The organism is Pseudomonas sp. GL-RE-29, assembly GCF_019947275.1.
Taxonomy (GTDB): Bacteria; Pseudomonadota; Gammaproteobacteria; order Pseudomonadales; family Pseudomonadaceae; genus Aquipseudomonas; species Aquipseudomonas fluorescens_A.
The window spans coordinates 65,088-84,386 of record NZ_JAGYGD010000024.1 but is presented as its reverse complement, the minus strand read 5'-3'; the positions used below and the strand labels follow the sequence as shown (position 1 = coordinate 84,386).

Below are 19,299 nucleotides of genomic sequence, written 5' to 3'. Positions count from 1 at the left end.
GACGAGACCCCATGGCCACTCCCAGCGCTAGCTCTTATAACGCCGACGCCATCGAAGTCCTCTCGGGCCTCGACCCGGTGCGCAAACGCCCCGGCATGTACACCGACACCAGTCGGCCGAACCACCTCGCCCAGGAAGTCATCGACAACAGCGTCGACGAAGCTTTGGCCGGGCACGCCAAATCGGTGCAGGTCATCCTGCACGCCGACCATTCGCTGGAAGTCAGCGATGACGGCCGTGGCATGCCGGTGGACATTCACCCGGAAGAAGGCGTGTCGGGCGTCGAGCTGATCCTCACCAAGCTCCACGCGGGCGGCAAGTTTTCCAACAAGAACTACCAGTTCTCCGGCGGTCTGCACGGGGTGGGTATTTCAGTGGTCAACGCCTTGTCGACCGAAGTCCGGGTGCGCGTGAAGCGTGATGGCAACGAATACCAGATGACCTTTGCCGACGGTTACAAGAAAACCGAGCTGGAAATCGTCGGTACTGTGGGCAAGCGCAACACCGGGACCAGCGTGTTCTTTGCCCCGGACCCGAAGTACTTCGACTCACCAAAATTCTCCATCAGCCGCCTCAAGCACGTGCTCAAGGCCAAGGCCGTCCTGTGCCCGGGGCTGCTGGTCAGTTTTGAAGACAAGGCCACCGGCGAGAAAGTCGAATGGCATTACGAAGACGGCCTGCGTTCCTATCTGGTCGACGCGGTCAGCGAATTCGAGCGTCTGCCGGACGAGCCGTTCTGCGGCAGCCTGGCCGGTAACAAGGAAGCCGTGGACTGGGCGCTGCTGTGGTTGCCGGAAGGTGGCGACGCGGTGCAGGAAAGCTACGTCAACCTGATCCCGACAGCCCAGGGCGGCACCCACGTCAACGGTCTGCGCCAAGGCCTGCTCGATGCGATGCGCGAGTTCTGCGAATTCCGCAGCCTGTTGCCGCGCGGCGTGAAGCTGGCGCCGGAAGACGTCTGGGAACGCATCGCCTTCGTGCTGTCGATGAAAATGCAGGAGCCGCAATTCTCCGGTCAGACCAAGGAGCGTCTGTCGTCTCGCGAAGCGGCGGCGTTCGTTTCCGGCGTGGTCAAGGATGCGTTCAGCCTGTGGCTCAACGCTCACCCGGAAACCGGCTTGCTGTTGGCGGAACTGGCGATCAACAACGCCGGCCGTCGCCTCAAGGCCAGCAAGAAAGTCGAGCGCAAACGCATCACCCAAGGGCCGGCTCTGCCGGGCAAACTGGCTGACTGCGCCGGGCAGGACCCGATGCGCTCCGAGCTGTTCCTGGTGGAAGGTGACTCCGCCGGTGGTTCGGCCAAGCAGGCGCGGGACAAGGAATTCCAGGCGATCCTGCCGTTGCGCGGCAAGATCCTCAACACTTGGGAAGTCGATGGCAGCGAAGTGCTGGCCAGCCAGGAAGTGCACAACATTGCCGTGGCCATCGGCGTCGATCCGGGCGCGGCAGACTTGACCCAGCTGCGCTACGGCAAAATCTGCATCCTCGCCGACGCCGACTCCGACGGTCTGCACATCGCAACCTTGCTCTGCGCCTTGTTCGTCCAGCACTTCCGCGCGCTGGTCGATGCCGGTCACGTCTACGTCGCCATGCCGCCGCTGTACCGCATCGACCTGGGTAAAGAGATTTACTACGCCCTGGACGAAGCCGAACGCGACGGCATTCTCGATCGCCTGGTGGCCGAGAAGAAACGCGGCAAGCCGCAGGTCACCCGATTTAAAGGTCTGGGTGAAATGAACCCGCCTCAACTGCGCGAAACCACCATGGACCCAAACACCCGGCGTCTGGTGCAATTGACCCTGGATGATTTCGAGGCGACCTCGGAAATCATGGACATGCTGCTGGCGAAAAAACGCGCGGGCGACCGCAAGACCTGGCTGGAGTCCAAGGGCAACCTGGCGGAGGTGCTGGGCTGATGCGTCTGGGCTTTGCCCTGGCGTGTGCGTTGCTGCTGACCTCGATGACGGTGTCTGCCGAGCCGACGCCGCAGTTGCGTCTATTGTCCGAGCATGCCGTCGACGGCATGCGCGGCGGCAATCTGTCGGGGCTGGCCCAGTGCGGCAAGGAACTGTGGACAGTGTCCGACCGCGACGACGATCAGATCTACCGTCTCGATACCGGGGGCAACGTCTGGCGCGCCGAAGCCGTGGGCATCGGCGCACCTCCGGTACCCGCCAGTGGCTTGCCCTGGGGATTGCGTTCGCGGGCCTGGCTGGCGGCGTTTGTGCGTGGTGGTGACCTGGATTTCGAAGGCATCACCTGCGACAGCGCTGGTAATCGCTACGTGGTCAGTGAATCCCATGCCGCCGTGCTGCAAATTCCGCTAACGGGGCCGGCCACCTGGCTGAAGATTTCACCGCTCATGGTCCGCGAAGCGCGGGCCAGCGGCATGTTGTTGCACTTCAACGCGCTGTTCGAAGGGCTGGCGATCAACCCGGCGGGCGACCAATTGTGGCTGGCCGCCGAGCGCGAGCGCCGTGGCCTGATCTCCATCAAGCGCCAGCAAACCGTCTGGGACTGCGATGGTGGTTGCGTACTGCTGAGCGAGGCTGGCGTGGAAATGCAGCCACCGCAATTTCCCAAGGCCAAAGCGGTTTTCCGGGACTTTGCCGATCTGTCATTGTTCAACGGCAAGTTGTTTACCCTTGAGCGCAACGCGTTCGAGATTTGCCGCCGCGACGCGGTGTCGGCCAAGGTCGAGCGCTGCTGGTCGTTTGCCGATGAGGCTTTGCAGGAAAATCGGCGCTATCCACAACCCTATGGTCTGGCGGAAGCGCTGGTGGTGGACACCGAGGGCGCATGGATCGGTATCGACAACAACGACGGTGCTCGCGCCGACGGCGAGAAACGGCCGATTGTCTGGCGCTTTGCCGCGCCTGACGGTGGCTGGAGCGCCAGGCCATGAGTCAGCAAACACCGGGCAAACGCGCTGGTCGGGTAATGATGGTGCTGGCGTGGTGCGCCGCGCTGTTTCTGGCGACACGGTTTTTTGGTCAGTGGGAAGAGCGTCAGCAAAATCCCAACGTGGTCGTCAGCTCGGAGCAGGGCGAAGGTTTTATCGAAGTGAAACTGGTCAGCAACGACCAGGGGCATTTCGTCGCCAGCGGCCATATCAACGGTCAGCCGGTGGATTTCATGCTCGATACCGGGGCGACCGATGTGGCGATCCCGGCGCAAATGGCCGAACGGCTGAAACTGGAACAAGGCTTCGGGGTAACCCTGAGCACCGCCAACGGTCGTACCGAGGGTTATCGAACCCGCGTCGATCGGCTGCAACTGGGCGATATTGTGCTGCGCGATGTGCGCGCCATCGTCGTGCCAGGCCTGGATGGCAAGCAAGTGCTGCTCGGCATGAGCGCACTGAACAAACTTGAATTTACCCAGCGCGGTGGCACCATGCTGCTGCGCCAGACAACGAACCGATGAGGCCCGCATGAGCGACATCCTTGCAGACAGCTTAGATGGCGTAGAACGCCGATCGCTGGCTGACTTCACCGAAAATGCCTACCTCAACTATTCCATGTACGTGATCATGGACCGTGCCTTGCCGCATATCGGCGACGGCCTGAAGCCGGTACAGCGGCGCATCATCTATGCCATGAGCGAGTTGGGGCTGGACGCCGATTCCAAGCACAAGAAATCGGCGCGTACCGTCGGTGACGTGCTCGGTAAATTCCACCCCCACGGCGATTCGGCCTGCTACGAAGCCATGGTCCTCATGGCCCAGCCGTTCAGCTACCGCTACACGCTGGTGGACGGCCAGGGCAACTGGGGCGCGCCGGATGATCCCAAATCCTTCGCCGCCATGCGTTACACCGAAGCGCGGCTTTCGCGTTACTCCGAAGTGCTGCTCAGCGAATTGGGCCAGGGCACGGCGGACTGGGGGCCGAACTTCGACGGCACACTCGACGAGCCGCTGGTGTTGCCGGCACGTTTGCCAAACATCCTGCTCAACGGCACCACCGGCATCGCCGTGGGCATGGCCACCGATGTGCCGCCGCACAACCTGCGCGAAGTCGCGACGGCGTGCGTGCGTTTGCTCGACGAGCCCAAAGCCACGGTCGAACAGCTCTGCGAACACATCCAGGGTCCGGATTACCCGACCGAAGCGGAAATCATCACGCCGCGCGCCGACCTGCTGAAAATCTACGAAACCGGCAAGGGCTCGGTGCGGATGCGCGCCGTGTACCACATCGAAGACGGCGACATCATCGTCACCGCGCTGCCGCATCAGGTTTCCGGCGCCAAGGTGCTGGAACAGATCGCCGCGATGATGCAGGCCAAACCGTCGAAAGCCCCACAAATCGCGGACCTGCGCGACGAATCCGACCACGAGAACCCGTGCCGGATCGTGATCATTCCGGGCGCTCGCAAAAACTTCGACCACGATGCATTGATGCAGCACCTGTTCGCCAGCACCGAGCTGGAATCGAGCTATCGGGTCAACATCAACATCATCGGCCTGGACGGCAAGCCGCAGCTGAAAAACCTGCGGGCCTTGCTGGTCGAGTGGCTGGAATTCCGGGTGCAGACCGTGCGTCGTCGCCTGCAATTCCGCCTCGATAAGGTCGAGCGTCGCCTGCACCTGTTGGACGGTTTGTTGATCGCCTACCTCAACCTGGATGAAGTGATTCACATCATCCGCACCGAGGAACATCCGAAAGCCGCGCTGATCGAGCGTTTCGCCCTGAGCGAAATCCAGGCCGACTACATTCTCGACACCCGTTTGCGTCAATTGGCGCGACTGGAAGAAATGAAGCTGCGCTCCGAGCAGGACGAACTGCTCAAGGAGCAAGCCAAGCTGCAAGCCCTGCTGGGCAGCGAAGCCAAACTGAAAAAACTGGTCCGTACCGAGCTGATCAAGGACGCCGAGACCTATGGCGACGACCGTCGCTCGCCAATCGTCGAGCGCGCTGAAGCCAAGGCGCTGACCGAGCACGATCTGCTGCCGAACGAGAAAGTCACCGTCGTGCTGTCGGAAAAGGGCTGGGTGCGCTCCGCCAAGGGCCACGACATCGACGCCACCGGGCTTTCCTACAAGGCCGGGGACGGTTTCAAGGCCTTGGCGCCGGGGCGTTCCAACCAGTTTGCGGTGTTTATCGATTCTACCGGTCGCAGCTATTCGGTGGCCGCGCACACGTTGCCATCGGCCCGTGGCCAGGGCGAACCGCTGACCGGTCGTCTGACGCCGCCGCCAGGCGCAAGCTTCGAATGCGTGCTGATGCCGGAAGACGATGCGCTGTACGTCATCGCGTCGGACGCCGGTTATGGTTTCGTGGTCAAGGGTGAAGACCTGCAGGCCAAGAACAAGGCGGGCAAGGCGCTGTTGAGCCTGCCAAACAACGCCAAGGTGATCCTGCCGCGTCCGGTGGCCGATCGTGAACATAACTGGCTGGCGTCGGTGACCACCGAAGGTCGCCTGCTGATCTTCAAGATCAGCGATCTGCCACAATTAGGTAAGGGCAAAGGCAACAAGATCATCGGGATTCCTGGTGAGCGTGTGGCCAGTCGCGAAGAGTATGTTACGGACATCGCCGTTGTGCCGGATGGCGCTACATTGGTGCTACAGGCCGGAAAACGTACCTTGTCACTGAAAGCGGACGACCTCGAACACTACAAAGGTGAACGTGGCCGTCGTGGTAACAAACTGCCACGCGGCTTCCAGAGGGTAGATGCGCTGCTCGTCGAAAACCTCAATTAAGCGTCCTAGAGGCCTCGATCTACGATTTAACGCGTAGATCGACGCATTGGCGCTGGAGTCGGAACGCATATTCACGGATGATATGGCCTTTCAAGCGCCGGCGTGGCCGAGCGTTCTTCATATTTATTGAGTATTTTCACTGTGGTCAGCCTTGTGGCGGCCACCTGGATGGGACGATGACTGCTCTGCGCCTTCCTTTTATTTTGATGCTCGCTGGCGTTTTAGGCCTGGCGGGTTGCAGCGTTCACCAGCCGGTGTCGCTGTATCAACTGGACAGCGGAAGTCCGGTTGCGCCTGCGCAAAGTGCGGGCATGGCGGTATTGCTGGGCCCGGTAGTCGTTGCCGACTACCTGCAACGCGAAACCCTGTTGCAGCGTCAGCCGGATGGCAGCTTGCAAGCCTCGACCGACGGTCGTTGGGCTGGCAGTTTGTCTTCCGACATCGATCAACTGTTGCTGCGTCAGGTGGCTGGTCATCTGGACAGTCAGCGCGTAGTGCTCGCGCCCGCAACGGTAGGCTTCACGCCGGATGTTCAGGTGTTGCTGACCATCACTCGCCTGGATTCGGGTGAGTCGCAACCGGCGATCCTCGATGCGCAATGGCGTCTGATCGACCGTCGTGGTCAGGTGCGTGATAACCGCATCATCCATTTGCAGGAACAGCACGCTGGCGGTACGGCGGCTCAGGTTCAGGCTCAAGGTGTGTTGTTGCAGAAACTCGCCGAACAGCTGTCGGTCGCGCTCAAGCCATTGGCTAACCAGCCGCCGATTGCCGAAGCGCCTAAAAAAGCGGCGGCCAAGCCTGTGGCACCTGCGGCGGAACAGGAAAAACAGCCGAAGATCCCGATGGCTGCACCGATCCGGACGGATATGGAAGTGTTTCGCTTCTAAGCCTGGGAGGATTCAAATCAAGGCCCGCGTAGATGCGGGCCTTGTTGTTTCTGGCGGTTGGAGGCTTCCGTGCTGCTGATGGCCTCATCGCTGGCAAGCCAGCTCCCACAGGTTATCTGTTGAGCGCTGATTTTGTGTGCGACATCAATCACTGTGGGAGCTGGCTTGCCAGCGATAGCGCCAGGACAGGCAACAAAAAGCCCGCAGACGATCACTCGTCTGCGGGCTTTTTCATAACGGGTCTTTACGCCCGGCGTTCGTGCATCCGCGCCAACTGCCGTTCCAGCATCGACGGATAAGGCTCCATCAGCCGCTCCACACAGCAAGCGCCTTCAGGGCTGGCGATCGGGCGGATCCGCGCGCGTTGGCGGATCAGTGCGTCGTCGCTGATCTTGCGCTCCACCAGCAGCAGGTTGCGGCTGTGTTGCGACAAGGCCAGGGCGTCCTGAGCGGCATCGGTCAGCAGCAGGTCGATCTGGCTCAGGCCGAACAACTCGTCGCCCAGGGTCAGGCCCAGCTGCAATTGCAGGGTGATGCCGCTGTCGGCGACTTCGATCTGCAATTGATGACCCAGCGCGCGCAGCAACTCGCCGCAGCAAATGGCATTGGTCAGGTAGTCGTCGCCGCTGTCTTCGGTGTGGAACAGCATCAGCGTGCTGCCATCGTTCAGGGTGTGCATTTCGCTCTCATAGAGCGAAGCGGCCTGGTCGAGACAATCGCGGTAGCGTTTGAGCAGTTCTTCCAGGCGTGTGCGTGGCAGACGACGCAGTTGCTCCTGAGAACCCAGTTGCACGGCCAGTACGGCGCTGTGCTGCGGCACGTTCGAGGCTACCGGTTTAACGGCTGGCTTCGGTGCGCTTTCTACCGGGTCATCGAGCAAGTCGGCGAAGGCATCGTCGTCATCGTCTTCGACGGTGCTGACAACGCGTCGTGGCGCCGCTTTCATCGCGGCCACTGGACGGCTTTCATCGAAACTCGGATCGCGCAGGTTGCGTACTTCGAAGCCCGGTTCGGCTTCGTCGTCTTCGGTGTCTTCGAATTCCGGTTCCGGTTCCGGTACGGGCGCCGGCTCCGGAGCGAAATTGGCGTGCAGTTGGCGCGCCAGATCACCGATCTCGTCCTGACGCTCGGTGGCCGGAGTGTATTCGTCAATATTGCGCAGCCATACGCGCAGTTGCAGGAGCGGCGTGGAGATGTGCCGGCCCAGACGCAGGCTCAAGGCCAGGGACAATGCCAGCAGGATCGCGCTCAGGATGCCCATGCTTTGCAGGCTGATGGTCATCGGTTGCTGGAACTGATCCATGTCCAGGCTGATGCGCAGCTGCCCGGCAGTCACGTCCTGGAAGGTGATCTTGCTCTGATACATGCCCTCGGCTTCGCCCAACAGGCCGTGCTTGGGACGCTGACCGGCTTCGGCGAGGATGCGGTTATCCACGCTATAGATGGCGGCATGGGCCACCAGCTTGTTCTTGGTCAGGTTGTTGAGCAGCACGTTGAGGCTGAGGATGTCGTTTGACACAAGCAGCTCGGTGGCCGAGGTGGCGGTCTGCGTGGTCAGGCTTTCGCCCAGCGCATCTGCCTGCTCGTGCATGGCCTGCTTGAACTGCAAACCCATCACACAGGCGTAGATCACCAAGGCCAGAGCGACCAGGATCACGTTATGGCTGGCAATGCGCAATGCAATCGGTACACGGCGGTGACGCAGTGCCCGGAAGATCAGCAGGAAGAAGTTATCGGTTTTTACTGGCGTGGGCCGGTTCACTTGAGCTCGGCTCTTTGTCCGTGAAGTTGACGCGCAGTATAGCGACAGGCCCTAGGCCGTCAAAGCGCTCACGGTGCCCGATGGTCACTGAAAGTGGGTAGAATGCGGTTTTTTTCCACCTGCGGGGGTGCGCCTTGCGCGAAATCGTCCTGATAAACATCACGGGAGTCGACCGTCCGGGTCTGACTGCGGCCATTACCGGCGTTCTGGCCCAGGGTGGTGTGAACATTCTCGACATCGGTCAGGCGGTGATCCACGACACCTTGTCGTTCGGCATCCTGGTTGAAATTCCCGACACCGAGCAAGGCAAGTCGGTGCTCAAGGACATCCTGTTCAAGGGTTACGAGCTCGATCAACAAGTACGTTTCACGCCGGTATCCGAAGAGGATTACCAGCAGTGGGTCGGTAACCAGGGCAAAAAACGCCACATCGTGACGTTGCTGACCCGCAAAGTGACCGCCGGGCAATTGCAGGCCGTGAGTTCGATTACCGCCAAATATGGCCTGAACATCGATCACATCGATCGATTGTCCGGGCGCATGCCGCTCGACACTCCGGCCGACAAGGGCAAGGGTTGCATCGAATTCTCCGTGCGTGGCGAAGCGGCCGATCCGCAGGCGCTGCGGGCCGAATTCCTCAGCGTGGCCCAGGAACTGAACGTCGACATCGCCTTCCAGGAAGATTCGCTGTTCCGTCGTAACCGTCGTTTGGCGGTGTTCGACATGGACTCGACCCTGATTGAAGCAGAAGTCATCGACGAGCTGGCCAAGGCTGCCGGTGTAGGCGACAAAGTGTCGGAAATCACCGAGCGGGCGATGGCTGGCGAACTGGACTTCCGCGCCAGTTTCAAAGAGCGCCTGGCCTTGCTCAAAGGTCTGGATGTTGGCGTGCTCGACTCGATTGGCGCGTCCTTGCGTCTGACCGAGGGTGCTGAAACCCTGTTCGCCGAACTCAAGCGTCTGGGTTACAAGACTGCGATTCTGTCGGGTGGCTTTACCTACTTCGCCAAGCAATTGCAGGCCAAGTTGGGTATCGACTACGTGTTTGCCAACGAACTGGAAGTGGTCGACGGTAAGGTCACCGGCGTGGCGATTGAGCCGATTGTCGATGCGCAGCGCAAGGCAGATTTGCTGAAGGAGTTGGCGCACAAGGAAGGTTTGCGTCTGGAACAGACCATTGCGGTCGGTGACGGAGCCAACGATTTGCCGATGCTGGCGATCGCCGGGTTGGGCGTGGCGTTCCGTGCCAAACCGCTGGTGAAACAGTCGGCGAAACAGGCGATTTCCACCCTTGGGCTGGATGGCGTGCTGTATTTGCTGGGCTTTCGCGATCGCGACGGACAGTTGTAAATAGTAGGAGCTTGCTGGCGATGGGGTTCTTGATGACGCCATCGCCAGCAAGCCGGTTCCTACAGGTTTGCGAACGCGGTGAGCCAGGCGCACCGCGTTCCAGCACACGGGTTATGCTTTTGGCAGGCCCATACCCTGACCCATCTGCACCGGCGAACCCGCCGCCAGTTCTTCAGCCCACTGCACTTGATCCGGCCCGAACAGCACGACAGCGGTCGAACCCAGTTTGAAGCGACCCAGTTCCGCACCCTTTTCCAGGTGGATCGGCGCACGGGCGGCTTCGTCGTAGCGGAAGGTTTTCAGTTCGCGTTTCGGCGGCGTGACCAGGCCGGCCCAAACGGTTTCAATCGACGCCACGATCATTGCGCCCACCAGCACCACGGCCATCGGCCCGCGCTCGGTGTCGAAAATGCACGCCACACGCTCGTTGCGGGCGAACAGTTCCGGGACGTTTTCAGCAGTGGTCTGGTTGACCGAGAAAATCCGGCCGGGAATGTAGACCATCTCGCGCAGGGTCCCGGCCAGTGGCATGTGCACGCGGTGGTAGTCCTTCGGCGACAGGTAAATAGTCGCAAAATCACCGCCCATGAACGGTGCAGCATTTGCCGCGTCGCCCCCCAGTAGTTCCAGCACGCTGAAACTGTGGCCCTTGGCCTGGAACACGCGACCGTGTTCGATCGGGCCGAGTTGGCTAACCGCACCATCCGCCGGGCTGAGGATCGCGCCCGGTGTTTCGTCCAGTGGGCGCGCGCCGTCTTTCAAAGCACGGGTGAAGAATGCATTGAAATGCTCGTAGGCGGTCAGGTCTTCAACCAGTGCCTGGGACATGTCCACTTGATAACGCTTGGCGAACCACGCGGTGAACGCATTCTTGAACCAGCGCACGCGGCATTCGGCGATGCAGCCGGCCAGTCGCGAGAGCAAGTGGTGGGGCAGCAGGTACTGGCTGAGGATAAACAAACGCTCTTTCATTGGGTGTCCTTAAAAACCTTAAAGCTCGACAGGCGTGTCAGGGTGATTGCCCCATTCGCCCCAGGAACCGGCGTAGCCTTTGACCCGCGGATAACCGAGGGATTTGGCCACCAGATAAGTGAAGCCCGACCGATGATGGGTCTGGCAGTGGGTAATGATTTCTTTGTCAGGCGTGATGCCGAGTTGTTCGAGGATCTGCGGCATGTCGCTGCGGATGCGCAGGTTGCGCGCCTGATCCATGCCCGCGGTCCATTCGAAATTGACTGCGCCGGGAATGTGCCCGCCCTTGGCGGCCAGCACTTTCTCGCCCGAGTATTCCAGCGGCCCGCGTGCGTCCCAGATCGCCAGGTCGGCGGCGCCGAGACGGCTTTGCAGGTACTCACGGGTGGCAGTCGGTTCGTCGTGGAGGGTCAGGCTGACCGGACCGCCGACCGCTGGCGGGACCTGGATCGACATCGGAAAGCCTTCCGCCAGCCAGGATTTCAGGCCGCCGTCGACATAGTGGTATTTGCTGTGGCCAATGACATCCAGCAGCCAGATAAAGCGCCCGGCCCAGCCGCCACCTTCGTCGTCATACACGACGTAGACCGCGTCGGGGTTGTGTCCCAGCTCACCGAACAGCGCTTCGAGTGCCGCTTGCGATGGCATCAGGCCTGGCGCCGGCGGCTGACCGAGTTGCGTGCGTTTCGGATCGACAAAACGTGCGCCGGGGATATGCCCTTCGGTGTAGCGGGCGCTGCTGGTCAGGTCCACCAGGATCAGTTCGCGGGCGTCGAGGCGAGGGAGCAAGTCGCTCGGTTCGATTACCAGCGGCAAGCCAGAGAAGTCAGACATGTGAGGTCTCCAGGGCACAAAAGGGAGGATTGTAACGCAGGCTCATTTGCCGCGTTCACTAAAGCTGTGCAGCGCTTTTTCGATGCACTGCGCGGTTTTGCCGAAGGCTTGCACAGTGATTTCCGAAAACGGCCCGCCGCCCTGATCCGCGACCACAATCATGATCACCCGGCCATTGTTGACCAGCGAGCGTAGCAGCAGATGTTCACCGCTGAATTGCGCACGCAGGTTGTTGGGTAGCAGGGCAGAAAATTGCGCGTTGTTCGCCGGCGTCAGGCGTACCTGAGCCTGTTGCGCGAGCAGGCGTTGCAGCACGTTGCTTTGGCTGACCGCGAAATTAAGCCCGGCCACTTCTTTCGGTAATCCAGCGGTCTGATGTACTCGCAGATTGGCGTGTGTGCGATCGGCCATCAAAATCATCACTCGGCGCATGCCACACGCGACCAGTGCGTCACGGGCGGACGTGGTCAGGTGCATGGCATTGGTGAATCGACTCGGCTCGACCAGCAATTCAGCGCATTGCTTGCGCCACTTCGCCAAGTCTTCAGCGGTAGGCGCTGGCGCCGCAAGCAACCCGGCGTGAACGCGGTTCATGCCCCACGGCCAGATCAGCGCTTCGGCGGGGTGCCAAAGGTTAGGCATGGCGTGATGCCGTGCGCTGTTCGCCGCCTGTTGGTGCAACTGTTGCTGCAACTCATCCATCGGCATTTGCAGGTAAAGGCTGGTCAGGTATTGCCAGCGCTCGCTGTGCGGACTGTCCCAGGCCTGTTGCGCCGACAACGCCAGACCGTTGGCCAGCAACACGGTGTTGGCCGGTTGATTGAGCCAGCGGCGCAGGTTCGGATCGTCGTCAAGGCGGTTTTGCTGACGCAACGGGTGCTCGCTGTCGCGGGCGATGCGCAGGACTTTCACCAGTTCCCGTTGTTCGGTCAGCAGCAGTCGATAGCCTTGCTGGACCCAAATGGGCAGGCGCCAGATGTCTACCAGGGCCAGGCCGATTTTCAGCAGGGGCACGCCAAACAGCTGTTTTTCGACTTTTCGCGCCGACTCACCTTTATAGATGACCCGCAACTCCCACTCTTCGAGCAATTGCGGATGAGTCAACGCCAATGGCCACAGCGGCGACAGAAACAGCAGGCTGCCCCAGTGGATGTCCTGCCACAGGCGCGCCAGGCGGCTGGCAAAAAAACCGTTGGCCTGTTGCGTGGCGTGCTGGCTGATCATTTGCAGTTGGCGCAGGGCTTTCGGAATCTCGGCCTGCGGTAGCGCGGGCAACCGCTCAAGCAGTTCTTCGGTGCGCTTCAAACCGAGACGATTGATCGCGACTTCAAGGTTCTCCGCCGGCTCGGTCATGTTGCCATGGGTGTGCCGGTTGGCTTCGCGGATCACGCTCAAGGCCAGGGCCGGACTGTCCTGCATCAATTCGGCGATGTCGCGCAGCGAGCTGCGACTGTTGCGGATCGCCCGGCTGACGCGGTCATGGCTGTGTTGCGGAACCGGCAGGCGCACGCCATCGAGAAGCTTGACCCAGCCTTCGAGAGTGGTCGGTTTTAGCGTCGGAACGTTCGTTTCGTTAGGCATGTCTGGAGGCGATCATCGTCAGCGTTAACGGTGCCCGGAGCGGGTCAAATTGGCTTTTCGCCTGAACTGGCTATAGTCTGGCGCAGTTTTGCCGATAAGTAGAAGAAGAGATTTTTTAACTTCCGAATATGACCTTGAACCCGACTCAGTAAGTGCTCTCCTACCTATGGCTAAAATAATCGGCATCATCGTCGTATTCGCGAGCGTGCTCGGCGGATACGTGCTCTCCCACGGCAAAATTGCCGCCCTGATTCAACCCTTCGAGGTCATGATTATCGGTGGTGCGGCCCTCGGTGCATTCCTGCAGGCCAACCCCGGCTACATGACGATGCACGTGCTCAAGAAGTCTTTGAGCATGTTCGGTTCGCGTTTCAACCACGGCTTCTACCTTGAAGTGCTGGGCCTGATCTACGAGATCCTCAACAAGAGCCGCCGCGAAGGCATGATGGCCATCGAAGGTGACATCGAAGACGCCGCCGCGAGCCCGATCTTCGCCAAGTACCCGGCAGTCCTCAAGGACGAGCGCATGACCGCGTTCATCTGCGATTACCTGCGCATCATGTCCTCCGGCAACATGGCTCCCCATGAGCTGGAAGGCCTGTTCGACATGGAACTGTACAGCCTCAAGGAAGACCTGGAGCACCCCTCCCACGCGGTGAACGGCATCGCCGACGCCATGCCCGGTTTCGGTATCGTCGCTGCAGTACTGGGTATCGTGGTGACCATGGCGTCCCTGGGTGAGGGCGACCAGAAGTCCATCGGCCTGCACGTCGGTGCGGCACTGGTGGGTACCTTCTTCGGTATTCTCGCCGCCTACGGCTTCTTCGGCCCGCTGGCTCATTCCCTGGCCCACGATGCCAAGGAAGAGCTGAACGTTTACGAAGCCATCAAGGCCTCGCTGGTGGCTTCGGCTTCCGGCATGCCGCCGTCGCTGGCCGTGGAGTTCGGGCGCAAGGTTCTGTACCCGGCGCACCGTCCAAGCTTCGCCGAGCTGGAACAAGCGGTTCGTGGTCGCTAAGAAATGGAAAATAACCAGCCGATAATCATCAAGCGCGTCAAGCGCATCGCCGGCGGGCATCACGGGGGCGCCTGGAAAATCGCCTTCGCCGACTTCGCCACGGCGATGATGGCGTTCTTCCTGGTGTTGTGGCTGTTGTCCACGGCCACGCCGGAACAGAAGATCGCCATCGCCGGTTACTTCAAGGACCCGATCGGCTTCTCCGAAAGCGGCACGCCGTACATTATTGACTTGGGCGGCACACCGACCCTGGCGCCGGAAAACACCCTCAACCCCGAGGTGAAATCCCAGCCGCAGCCGGACAAGGTGACCGTCGACGCCGAACAGGTCGAAGGCATGGCCGAGATGGTCGAGAAGGAGCGCCTCGAACTGTTGCTGCAAGAATTGCAGAACAAGGTCGAAGAAAATCCGCAGCTACAGAAATTCAAAGACCAGATCCTGTTCGAGATCACGCCGGACGGCTTGCGCATCCAGATCGTGGACGCGGAAAACCGGCCGATGTTTGACTCGGGCTCGGCGCGTCTGAAGCCGTACTTCGAAGACATCCTGTTGGCCATGGCCGACACGATCAAAGCGGTGCCGAACAAGATCAGCATCAGCGGCCACACCGATGCCAAGCCGTACATCGGCACCGGCGATTTCGGTAACTGGGAACTCTCGGCCAACCGTGCCAACGCCGCTCGCCGTGCGCTGGTGGCGGGCAGCTATCCGGACCAGCAAGTGGCGCGGGTGGTGGGTTACGCCTCGTCGGCGCTGTTCGACCGCGAACATCCGTTCAATCCGGTGAACCGTCGTATCGACATCATCGTGCTGACCAAGAAAGCCCAGCGTGCTATCGAAGGTTCGCAGGGGGCGGAACCGGCACCTGATGCGCCGCAAGGTTCGGCTGCTCCGGCAACTGAATCAGCGACGCCAGCTGATCCGAATGCGTTGCCGGCGGACAAGGAACCGTTGCCGGCACATAAACTTCGTGAGCGTCTGAACCTGTTCGATGATCCGGCGCCGAAACCGGGTGAACCACCGAAGCAGTGATCGACAACAAAAAGCCGACAGAGATGTCGGCTTTTTGTTGTGGTGCATCAAGATCAAAAGATCGCAGCCTTCGGCAGCTCCTACAGGAGTACCGCGTTTCCCCTCCTGTAGGAGCCGGCTTGCTGGCGATCGTCGTTAACGATGACGCGGGCTGTCTGGACCCACTCGGCGTACTTGAGACCATCGCCAGCAAGCCGGCTCCTACAAGTTTTGCGTTGTTTGCATTTTTCCGGGGGGCAGTGAAGTCCTTTTCCCCAAAGAAAAAGCTCCGTTCTCGAAGTCCAGTAGGAGCCGGCTTGCTGGCGATGAACGATTACGCGGACCATCGGCGTGACCGGAATAAATCGATGCGCATTGACCTCAGAAACCACGATTGATCCTGGACTTCAAGTCACTGTGGAATCGATCAGCATTGGTCTTGTTGAACGTGCGCGCGGATTCGCTTCCGGTCACCCATTCCAGCGCGATTGAACGCTTGAGCGTCACCTCGTTGCGATAAGCATCAATGAAGAACTCGATGTCCTTGTCGCTGGTGAGCTTCGGCCATTTGTCCAGGAACAGCGGCAGCTCTGTCGGACCGGTCTTGAACGAGCAGATGCGTCGATTGCTGATCGTCGCTTCGCCGATTTCAAACGGCACCCACCAGGACGATGCGGTCTTTTCCGAAACTACCGCCAGAAGGTGCGTGCACTCGGTGATGTTGCGGGTGATGACGCCTGTGATGTCATCGGTGGTCTGGGATTCTGGGTCCAGCACGTCGAGGTAGGTCTTGATGTTCGCCTGCATCAGGCGCGTGTTGATGTTGATCGCATGGGCGCGATCCATGTGGCGGTAGCTGATAAACACTGGCATCAGAAATGTCCCTTGATCGCGAGTTCACGGTAATAGGCGCCGAGGGCGGTGAGGCGGCATCCAGTGGAATGAATGGCGGCGTAATACATGTGCTCGGCATCCACCGGCTCGATCAGGCTGTGGCGGTTGCACTTTTGTAGTTGGGCGAAGACTTCGCCGTGCTCTGGATTGAATTCAGGCTCGGTGGGCTCAAAGCTGGGGGCGAGGGGGTACACCGATTCCGCTTCGGCGAACCAGTCAGGCAGTTTGCGCAGGATTTCCTTGGGGATCAGTGGCGAGACTTCGCGCAAGGAAATGAACTGCGAAACGTTGGTCTTGAACACTGGCCGCTGTTCCCAGGCGTCGAGGGCGTTGTCGACAAATGAATAGAGGCTGCCCGGGGTGATTTTGCCGAGGATGTTCGCGGCACCGCCGTGCAGCGCCTGAAGCAGCAAACCTGTGAAGACGCCGTGCCCGGCGCCTTCCATTGCCGGCTCTTGTTTTTTGCACGCCGTGAGAATGGTCATGCCCTCGCCAATCACGCTGCTTTCGCTGCGCAATGCGCGTATTTCCCCCGCTGATCCGCCCTGGCAGCAATCGAGAATGATCACTTTGTTTTTGATCTTCGTGGCTTTGCTCGCCCAGTTCAGGATGTCGCTGAGGCGAATCCCATCCTTGGCGCTCTTGTAGTCCTGCGGGATCAACATGCCTTCGTCGGTGTCGGTGTCGAAGCTGCCGTGACCGGCGAAGTACAGCAGCGCCACATTGCAGTCCCCGGAAAACAGCTCGCGGATCTGGTCTTCGAGTTTTTCCCGGCTCAGGTAATCCTCGGCGGAGGTCAGCACGATGTTCTTGAAGTTCGGATCGCCGTTGGCGTCAGTCTTGAGCACCGAGGCCATGGCCATGGCGTCATTGTTGCAGCCACTTAGCTGGGAAATATGGGCGTAGTTATTGATGCCGATAAACAGTCCCTTGCGCATGGTTACACCGCCGTGTGCTGACGAATACTGCTGACGATGCTGTTGGTGTTCCACGCACATTCGGCATGTGCCGCATCACGCACCACCGTGGAAATGCGCTCGGCGCCGAACGGTTTGATCGCGATGATCACCTTGCCCATGCGCTTGGCGATCTCGATTTCCTTGTTGATCCACTTGCTGTAGGTCGAATACATCCCGGCCATGATCAGCACGGCAGAGCAGGGGCGGATCTTGTTTTCGATGGCTTCGATGAGTTGTTTGTCGGTTTGCGCGCCGACAATTGGGTTATGCGGTGGCACCGAGAAATTCTTGAAGGTGAAGGTCGGATGCGCGGTGAGCAGTTTCACCAGTTTGTCGTGGGCGTCGGAGTAGTTCCACGAATGGCTGATGAACAGATGATAGGTTTGCATGGGTGTCCCTCGATGTCGCTTGAACGCGAAGAGGGCTCGAATGTATGCAATTGGCGAGCGCTAACAAGGCTTGCGCGGCGAATCAGAAATGCCCTGCAAATGTTCGGGCAAACGTCCTACGCAGACGTCTGACGTTTAAAGCGGGGGATTTTTGTAAGACGAAACAGACGCCCGGCCGCCCCGTTGCAGCGGGGCGGTCGGCACGTCTGTTTAATAGCCGTTTTCTGGCAGGCTGGCGATGATCGAGCGGTAGCTGTTCATGCGCTGTTGCTGAACGCGGCCATCTTCGAGGGCCTTGAGCAGGGCGCAACCGGGTTCGCGGTCGTGCTTGCAGTCGCGGAAGCGGCAGGTGCCGAGCAGGTCGTTGAACTCGATGAAACCGGCCTCGACGTCGGCACGGCTGACATGGCCCAGACCGAACTCACGGATACCCGGGGAGTCGATCAGCTCGCCGCCGCCGGGGAAGTGGAACAGTCGCGCGGTGGTGGTGGTGTGAGTGCCCTGGCCGGACAGCTCGGACAACGGGCCGACGCGGGTTTCGACTTCCGGTAGCAGGCTGTTGACCAGCGACGACTTGCCGACGCCGGACTGGCCGACGAACACGCTGATGCGCCCGTCCAATTGCTTCTGCAACTGTTCCATGCCGTTGCCGTGATGGGCCGACACTTCCAGTACCGGATAGCCCAGCGTGCGGTAAACCGCGAGCAAGGCATTCAGCGCGGGTGCGTTGTTTTCGTCGATCAGGTCGAATTTGTTCAGCAACAGCAGCGGCTTGATGCCGGCGTGTTCGGCGGCTACCAGGTAGCGGTCGATCAGGTTGGCGTGAGGCTCGGGCAGCGGGGCGAAGACGATCACGATCATGTCGACGTTGGCCGCCACCGGCTTTAGCTGGCCACGGCTGTCTGGACGGCAGAGTTCGGTGTTGCGCGGCAGTTGCGCCACGATCACGCCGATGCCCTGGTTGCCGGCACGCCAGACAACCTGGTCGCCGGTCACCAGCGCCGGCAGGTTGGCGCGCAGGTGACAACGGAACACCTGGCCGGCCAATGCGCCGTCGCGGGCCTCGACTTCGACCTGCACACCGAAGTGCGCGATCACCAGGCCCGTCTGTTCCGGGCCCAGGTCGCCGCCCTCAAGTGCCTCGACAGCCGAGGACTCGCGTTTGGCGGCGCGGGCAGCGCGTTCGCCCTGAATCTTTTCGATGCGCCAGTTTTGACGACGATTGAGTTGGCGTTTGGCCATGGGTGTTCCGTATCAAGAATGCAGCGATTAGGTAAAACGGCCGCGAGTTTAGCACGCCCGGCCACCGGCCTAGGCTAAACTGCGCAGCATTACCTGGGAGCCTACACATGCAAAACCCGCAGAATCTGATCTGGATCGACCTGGAAATGACCGGTCTGAACCCTGATACCGACGTCATCATCGAGATGGCCACTATCGTTACCGACAGTGATTTGAACACTTTGGCCGAAGGCCCAGTGATCGCTATTCACCACAGCGATGAAATTCTCGCCGGCATGGATGAGTGGAATACCCGTCAACACGGTGGCTCGGGCCTGACGCAACGCGTACGCGACAGCCGCATCAGCATGGCCGAAGCCGAAGCTGAAACCATCGCCTTCCTGGAGAAATGGGTGCCAAAGGGCAAGTCGCCGATCTGCGGCAACAGCATCTGCCAGGACCGTCGCTTCCTTTATACCCACATGAAATCCCTGGAAAGCTTCTTCCACTACCGCAACCTCGACGTGTCCACGCTCAAAGAGCTGGCCGCGCGCTGGGCGCCGGACGTGCGCGACAGCTTCAAGAAGGGCAGCACTCATCTGGCCCTGGACGACATCCGCGAGTCCATCGCCGAGTTGCAGCACTACCGCAAGCACTTCATCAAGTTCTGATTCGGTGGCTGGCGCGGGGCTTTTGTGGCGAGGGAGCTTGCTCCCGC

General features: G+C 60.4%; 18 protein-coding genes. 10 read left to right on the top strand and 8 right to left on the bottom strand.

The genetic code is table 11. The features are described from left to right. The first annotated feature begins 11 nt into the window (after positions 1-11). The 5 genes from parE (at position 12) to KGB21_RS19740 (ending at position 6,591) form a co-directional block, all read left to right on the top strand. Positions 12-1,916 carry a DNA topoisomerase IV subunit B gene (parE, locus tag KGB21_RS19760; protein ID WP_034148719.1) on the top strand — a complete coding sequence of 635 codons (1,905 nt, stop codon included), beginning with the start codon at positions 12-14 and terminating at the stop codon, positions 1,914-1,916. Next, positions 1,916-2,905, top strand: a complete 990-nt coding sequence (locus KGB21_RS19755; protein WP_223506428.1) for an esterase-like activity of phytase family protein — start codon at positions 1,916-1,918, stop codon at positions 2,903-2,905. The genes parE and KGB21_RS19755 overlap by 1 nt, the downstream gene beginning before the upstream one ends. Then, positions 2,902-3,426 (top strand): TIGR02281 family clan AA aspartic protease, encoded by a 525-nt coding sequence (locus tag KGB21_RS19750; RefSeq protein ID WP_034148721.1) that lies wholly within the window; start codon positions 2,902-2,904, stop codon positions 3,424-3,426. The genes KGB21_RS19755 and KGB21_RS19750 overlap by 4 nt, the downstream gene beginning before the upstream one ends. Positions 3,427-3,433: 7 nt before the next feature. Next, complete coding sequence (gene parC / locus KGB21_RS19745) at positions 3,434-5,701, top strand: DNA topoisomerase IV subunit A (protein WP_034148722.1); 2,268 nt, start codon at positions 3,434-3,436, stop codon at positions 5,699-5,701. A gap of 176 nt (positions 5,702-5,877) precedes the next feature. Next, a complete protein-coding gene (locus KGB21_RS19740; RefSeq protein WP_034148723.1) occupies positions 5,878-6,591 on the top strand; it encodes a membrane integrity-associated transporter subunit PqiC in 714 nt (237 codons plus the stop codon). Between the two features lie 244 nt (positions 6,592-6,835). Here KGB21_RS19740 and KGB21_RS19735 read toward each other — a convergent pair whose 3' ends face one another. Then, positions 6,836-8,353, bottom strand: coding sequence for an AhpA/YtjB family protein (locus KGB21_RS19735; RefSeq protein ID WP_223506426.1), 1,518 nt, complete (start codon positions 8,351-8,353; stop codon positions 6,836-6,838). 134 nt (positions 8,354-8,487) lie between these two features. Here KGB21_RS19735 and serB point away from each other — a divergent pair, with 134 nt between their 5' ends. After that, the gene (gene serB, locus KGB21_RS19730) at positions 8,488-9,702 is read left to right on the top strand and encodes a phosphoserine phosphatase SerB (protein WP_034148725.1); all 1,215 of its coding nucleotides are present in this window, start codon (positions 8,488-8,490) and stop codon (positions 9,700-9,702) included. Between the two features lie 111 nt (positions 9,703-9,813). On the opposite strand, the gene asd is transcribed toward serB, so the two are convergent. The 3 genes from asd to KGB21_RS19715 are packed head-to-tail and all read right to left on the bottom strand — an operon-like array spanning position 9,814 to position 13,089. Next, a complete protein-coding gene (gene asd, locus KGB21_RS19725; RefSeq protein WP_034148726.1) occupies positions 9,814-10,674 on the bottom strand; it encodes an archaetidylserine decarboxylase in 861 nt (286 codons plus the stop codon). Between the two features lie 18 nt (positions 10,675-10,692). Further along, complete coding sequence (locus KGB21_RS19720; protein WP_034148727.1) at positions 10,693-11,508, bottom strand: rhodanese-like domain-containing protein; 816 nt, start codon at positions 11,506-11,508, stop codon at positions 10,693-10,695. Positions 11,509-11,550: 42 nt separating this feature from the next. Next, the gene (locus tag KGB21_RS19715; protein ID WP_223506424.1) at positions 11,551-13,089 is read right to left on the bottom strand and encodes an HDOD domain-containing protein; all 1,539 of its coding nucleotides are present in this window, start codon (positions 13,087-13,089) and stop codon (positions 11,551-11,553) included. 166 nt (positions 13,090-13,255) lie between these two features. Between KGB21_RS19715 and motA the strand changes: the two genes are divergently transcribed. The 3 genes from motA (at position 13,256) to KGB21_RS19700 (ending at position 15,516) form a co-directional block, all read left to right on the top strand. After that, positions 13,256-14,107 carry a flagellar motor stator protein MotA gene (motA, locus tag KGB21_RS19710; RefSeq protein ID WP_034148729.1) on the top strand — a complete coding sequence of 284 codons (852 nt, stop codon included), beginning with the start codon at positions 13,256-13,258 and terminating at the stop codon, positions 14,105-14,107. A gap of 3 nt (positions 14,108-14,110) precedes the next feature. Next, positions 14,111-15,139 (top strand): flagellar motor protein MotB, encoded by a 1,029-nt coding sequence (gene motB / locus KGB21_RS19705; protein WP_223506422.1) that lies wholly within the window; start codon positions 14,111-14,113, stop codon positions 15,137-15,139. Between the two features lie 119 nt (positions 15,140-15,258). Next, complete coding sequence (locus KGB21_RS19700; RefSeq protein ID WP_223506421.1) at positions 15,259-15,516, top strand: hypothetical protein; 258 nt, start codon at positions 15,259-15,261, stop codon at positions 15,514-15,516. On the opposite strand, the gene KGB21_RS19695 is transcribed toward KGB21_RS19700, so the two are convergent. The 4 genes from KGB21_RS19695 to rsgA all read right to left on the bottom strand — a co-directional run bounded on the left by KGB21_RS19695 (position 15,500) and on the right by rsgA (position 18,602). Continuing rightward, positions 15,500-15,991: a toll/interleukin-1 receptor domain-containing protein gene (locus tag KGB21_RS19695; protein ID WP_223506419.1), complete on the bottom strand. Its 492-nt coding sequence runs from the start codon at positions 15,989-15,991 to the stop codon at positions 15,500-15,502. The genes KGB21_RS19700 and KGB21_RS19695 overlap by 17 nt on opposite strands. Then, a complete protein-coding gene (locus KGB21_RS19690) occupies positions 15,991-16,950 on the bottom strand; it encodes a caspase domain-containing protein (protein WP_034148733.1) in 960 nt (319 codons plus the stop codon). The genes KGB21_RS19695 and KGB21_RS19690 overlap by 1 nt, the downstream gene beginning before the upstream one ends. Positions 16,951-16,952: 2 nt before the next feature. After that, a complete protein-coding gene (locus tag KGB21_RS19685; protein WP_034148734.1) occupies positions 16,953-17,360 on the bottom strand; it encodes a TIR domain-containing protein in 408 nt (135 codons plus the stop codon). Positions 17,361-17,570: 210 nt separating this feature from the next. Further along, complete coding sequence (gene rsgA, locus KGB21_RS19680; RefSeq protein WP_034148735.1) at positions 17,571-18,602, bottom strand: small ribosomal subunit biogenesis GTPase RsgA; 1,032 nt, start codon at positions 18,600-18,602, stop codon at positions 17,571-17,573. Positions 18,603-18,709: 107 nt separating this feature from the next. On the opposite strand from rsgA, the gene orn reads away from it, so the two are divergent. Further along, a complete protein-coding gene (gene orn / locus KGB21_RS19675; protein ID WP_008035288.1) occupies positions 18,710-19,252 on the top strand; it encodes an oligoribonuclease in 543 nt (180 codons plus the stop codon). Positions 19,253-19,299: the final 47 nt, after the last annotated feature.

Excerpts from the sequence above, each read along its gene's own strand:
- parE (WP_034148719.1), top strand. The coding sequence starts at position 12 with ATGGCCACTCCCAGCGCTAGCTCTTATAACGCCGACGCCATCGAAGTC.
- KGB21_RS19755 (WP_223506428.1), top strand. The coding sequence starts at position 1,916 with ATGCGTCTGGGCTTTGCCCTGGCGTGTGCGTTGCTGCTGACCTCGATG.
- KGB21_RS19750 (WP_034148721.1), top strand. The coding sequence starts at position 2,902 with ATGAGTCAGCAAACACCGGGCAAACGCGCTGGTCGGGTAATGATGGTG.
- parC (WP_034148722.1), top strand. The coding sequence starts at position 3,434 with ATGAGCGACATCCTTGCAGACAGCTTAGATGGCGTAGAACGCCGATCG.
- KGB21_RS19740 (WP_034148723.1), top strand. The coding sequence starts at position 5,878 with ATGACTGCTCTGCGCCTTCCTTTTATTTTGATGCTCGCTGGCGTTTTA.
- asd (WP_034148726.1), bottom strand. The coding sequence starts at position 10,674 with ATGAAAGAGCGTTTGTTTATCCTCAGCCAGTACCTGCTGCCCCACCAC.
- KGB21_RS19720 (WP_034148727.1), bottom strand. The coding sequence starts at position 11,508 with ATGTCTGACTTCTCTGGCTTGCCGCTGGTAATCGAACCGAGCGACTTG.
- KGB21_RS19715 (WP_223506424.1), bottom strand. The coding sequence starts at position 13,089 with ATGCCTAACGAAACGAACGTTCCGACGCTAAAACCGACCACTCTCGAA.
- motA (WP_034148729.1), top strand. The coding sequence starts at position 13,256 with ATGGCTAAAATAATCGGCATCATCGTCGTATTCGCGAGCGTGCTCGGC.
- motB (WP_223506422.1), top strand. The coding sequence starts at position 14,111 with ATGGAAAATAACCAGCCGATAATCATCAAGCGCGTCAAGCGCATCGCC.
- KGB21_RS19695 (WP_223506419.1), bottom strand. The coding sequence starts at position 15,991 with ATGCCAGTGTTTATCAGCTACCGCCACATGGATCGCGCCCATGCGATC.
- KGB21_RS19690 (WP_034148733.1), bottom strand. The coding sequence starts at position 16,950 with ATGCGCAAGGGACTGTTTATCGGCATCAATAACTACGCCCATATTTCC.
- KGB21_RS19685 (WP_034148734.1), bottom strand. The coding sequence starts at position 17,360 with ATGCAAACCTATCATCTGTTCATCAGCCATTCGTGGAACTACTCCGAC.
- rsgA (WP_034148735.1), bottom strand. The coding sequence starts at position 18,602 with ATGGCCAAACGCCAACTCAATCGTCGTCAAAACTGGCGCATCGAAAAG.
- orn (WP_008035288.1), top strand. The coding sequence starts at position 18,710 with ATGCAAAACCCGCAGAATCTGATCTGGATCGACCTGGAAATGACCGGT.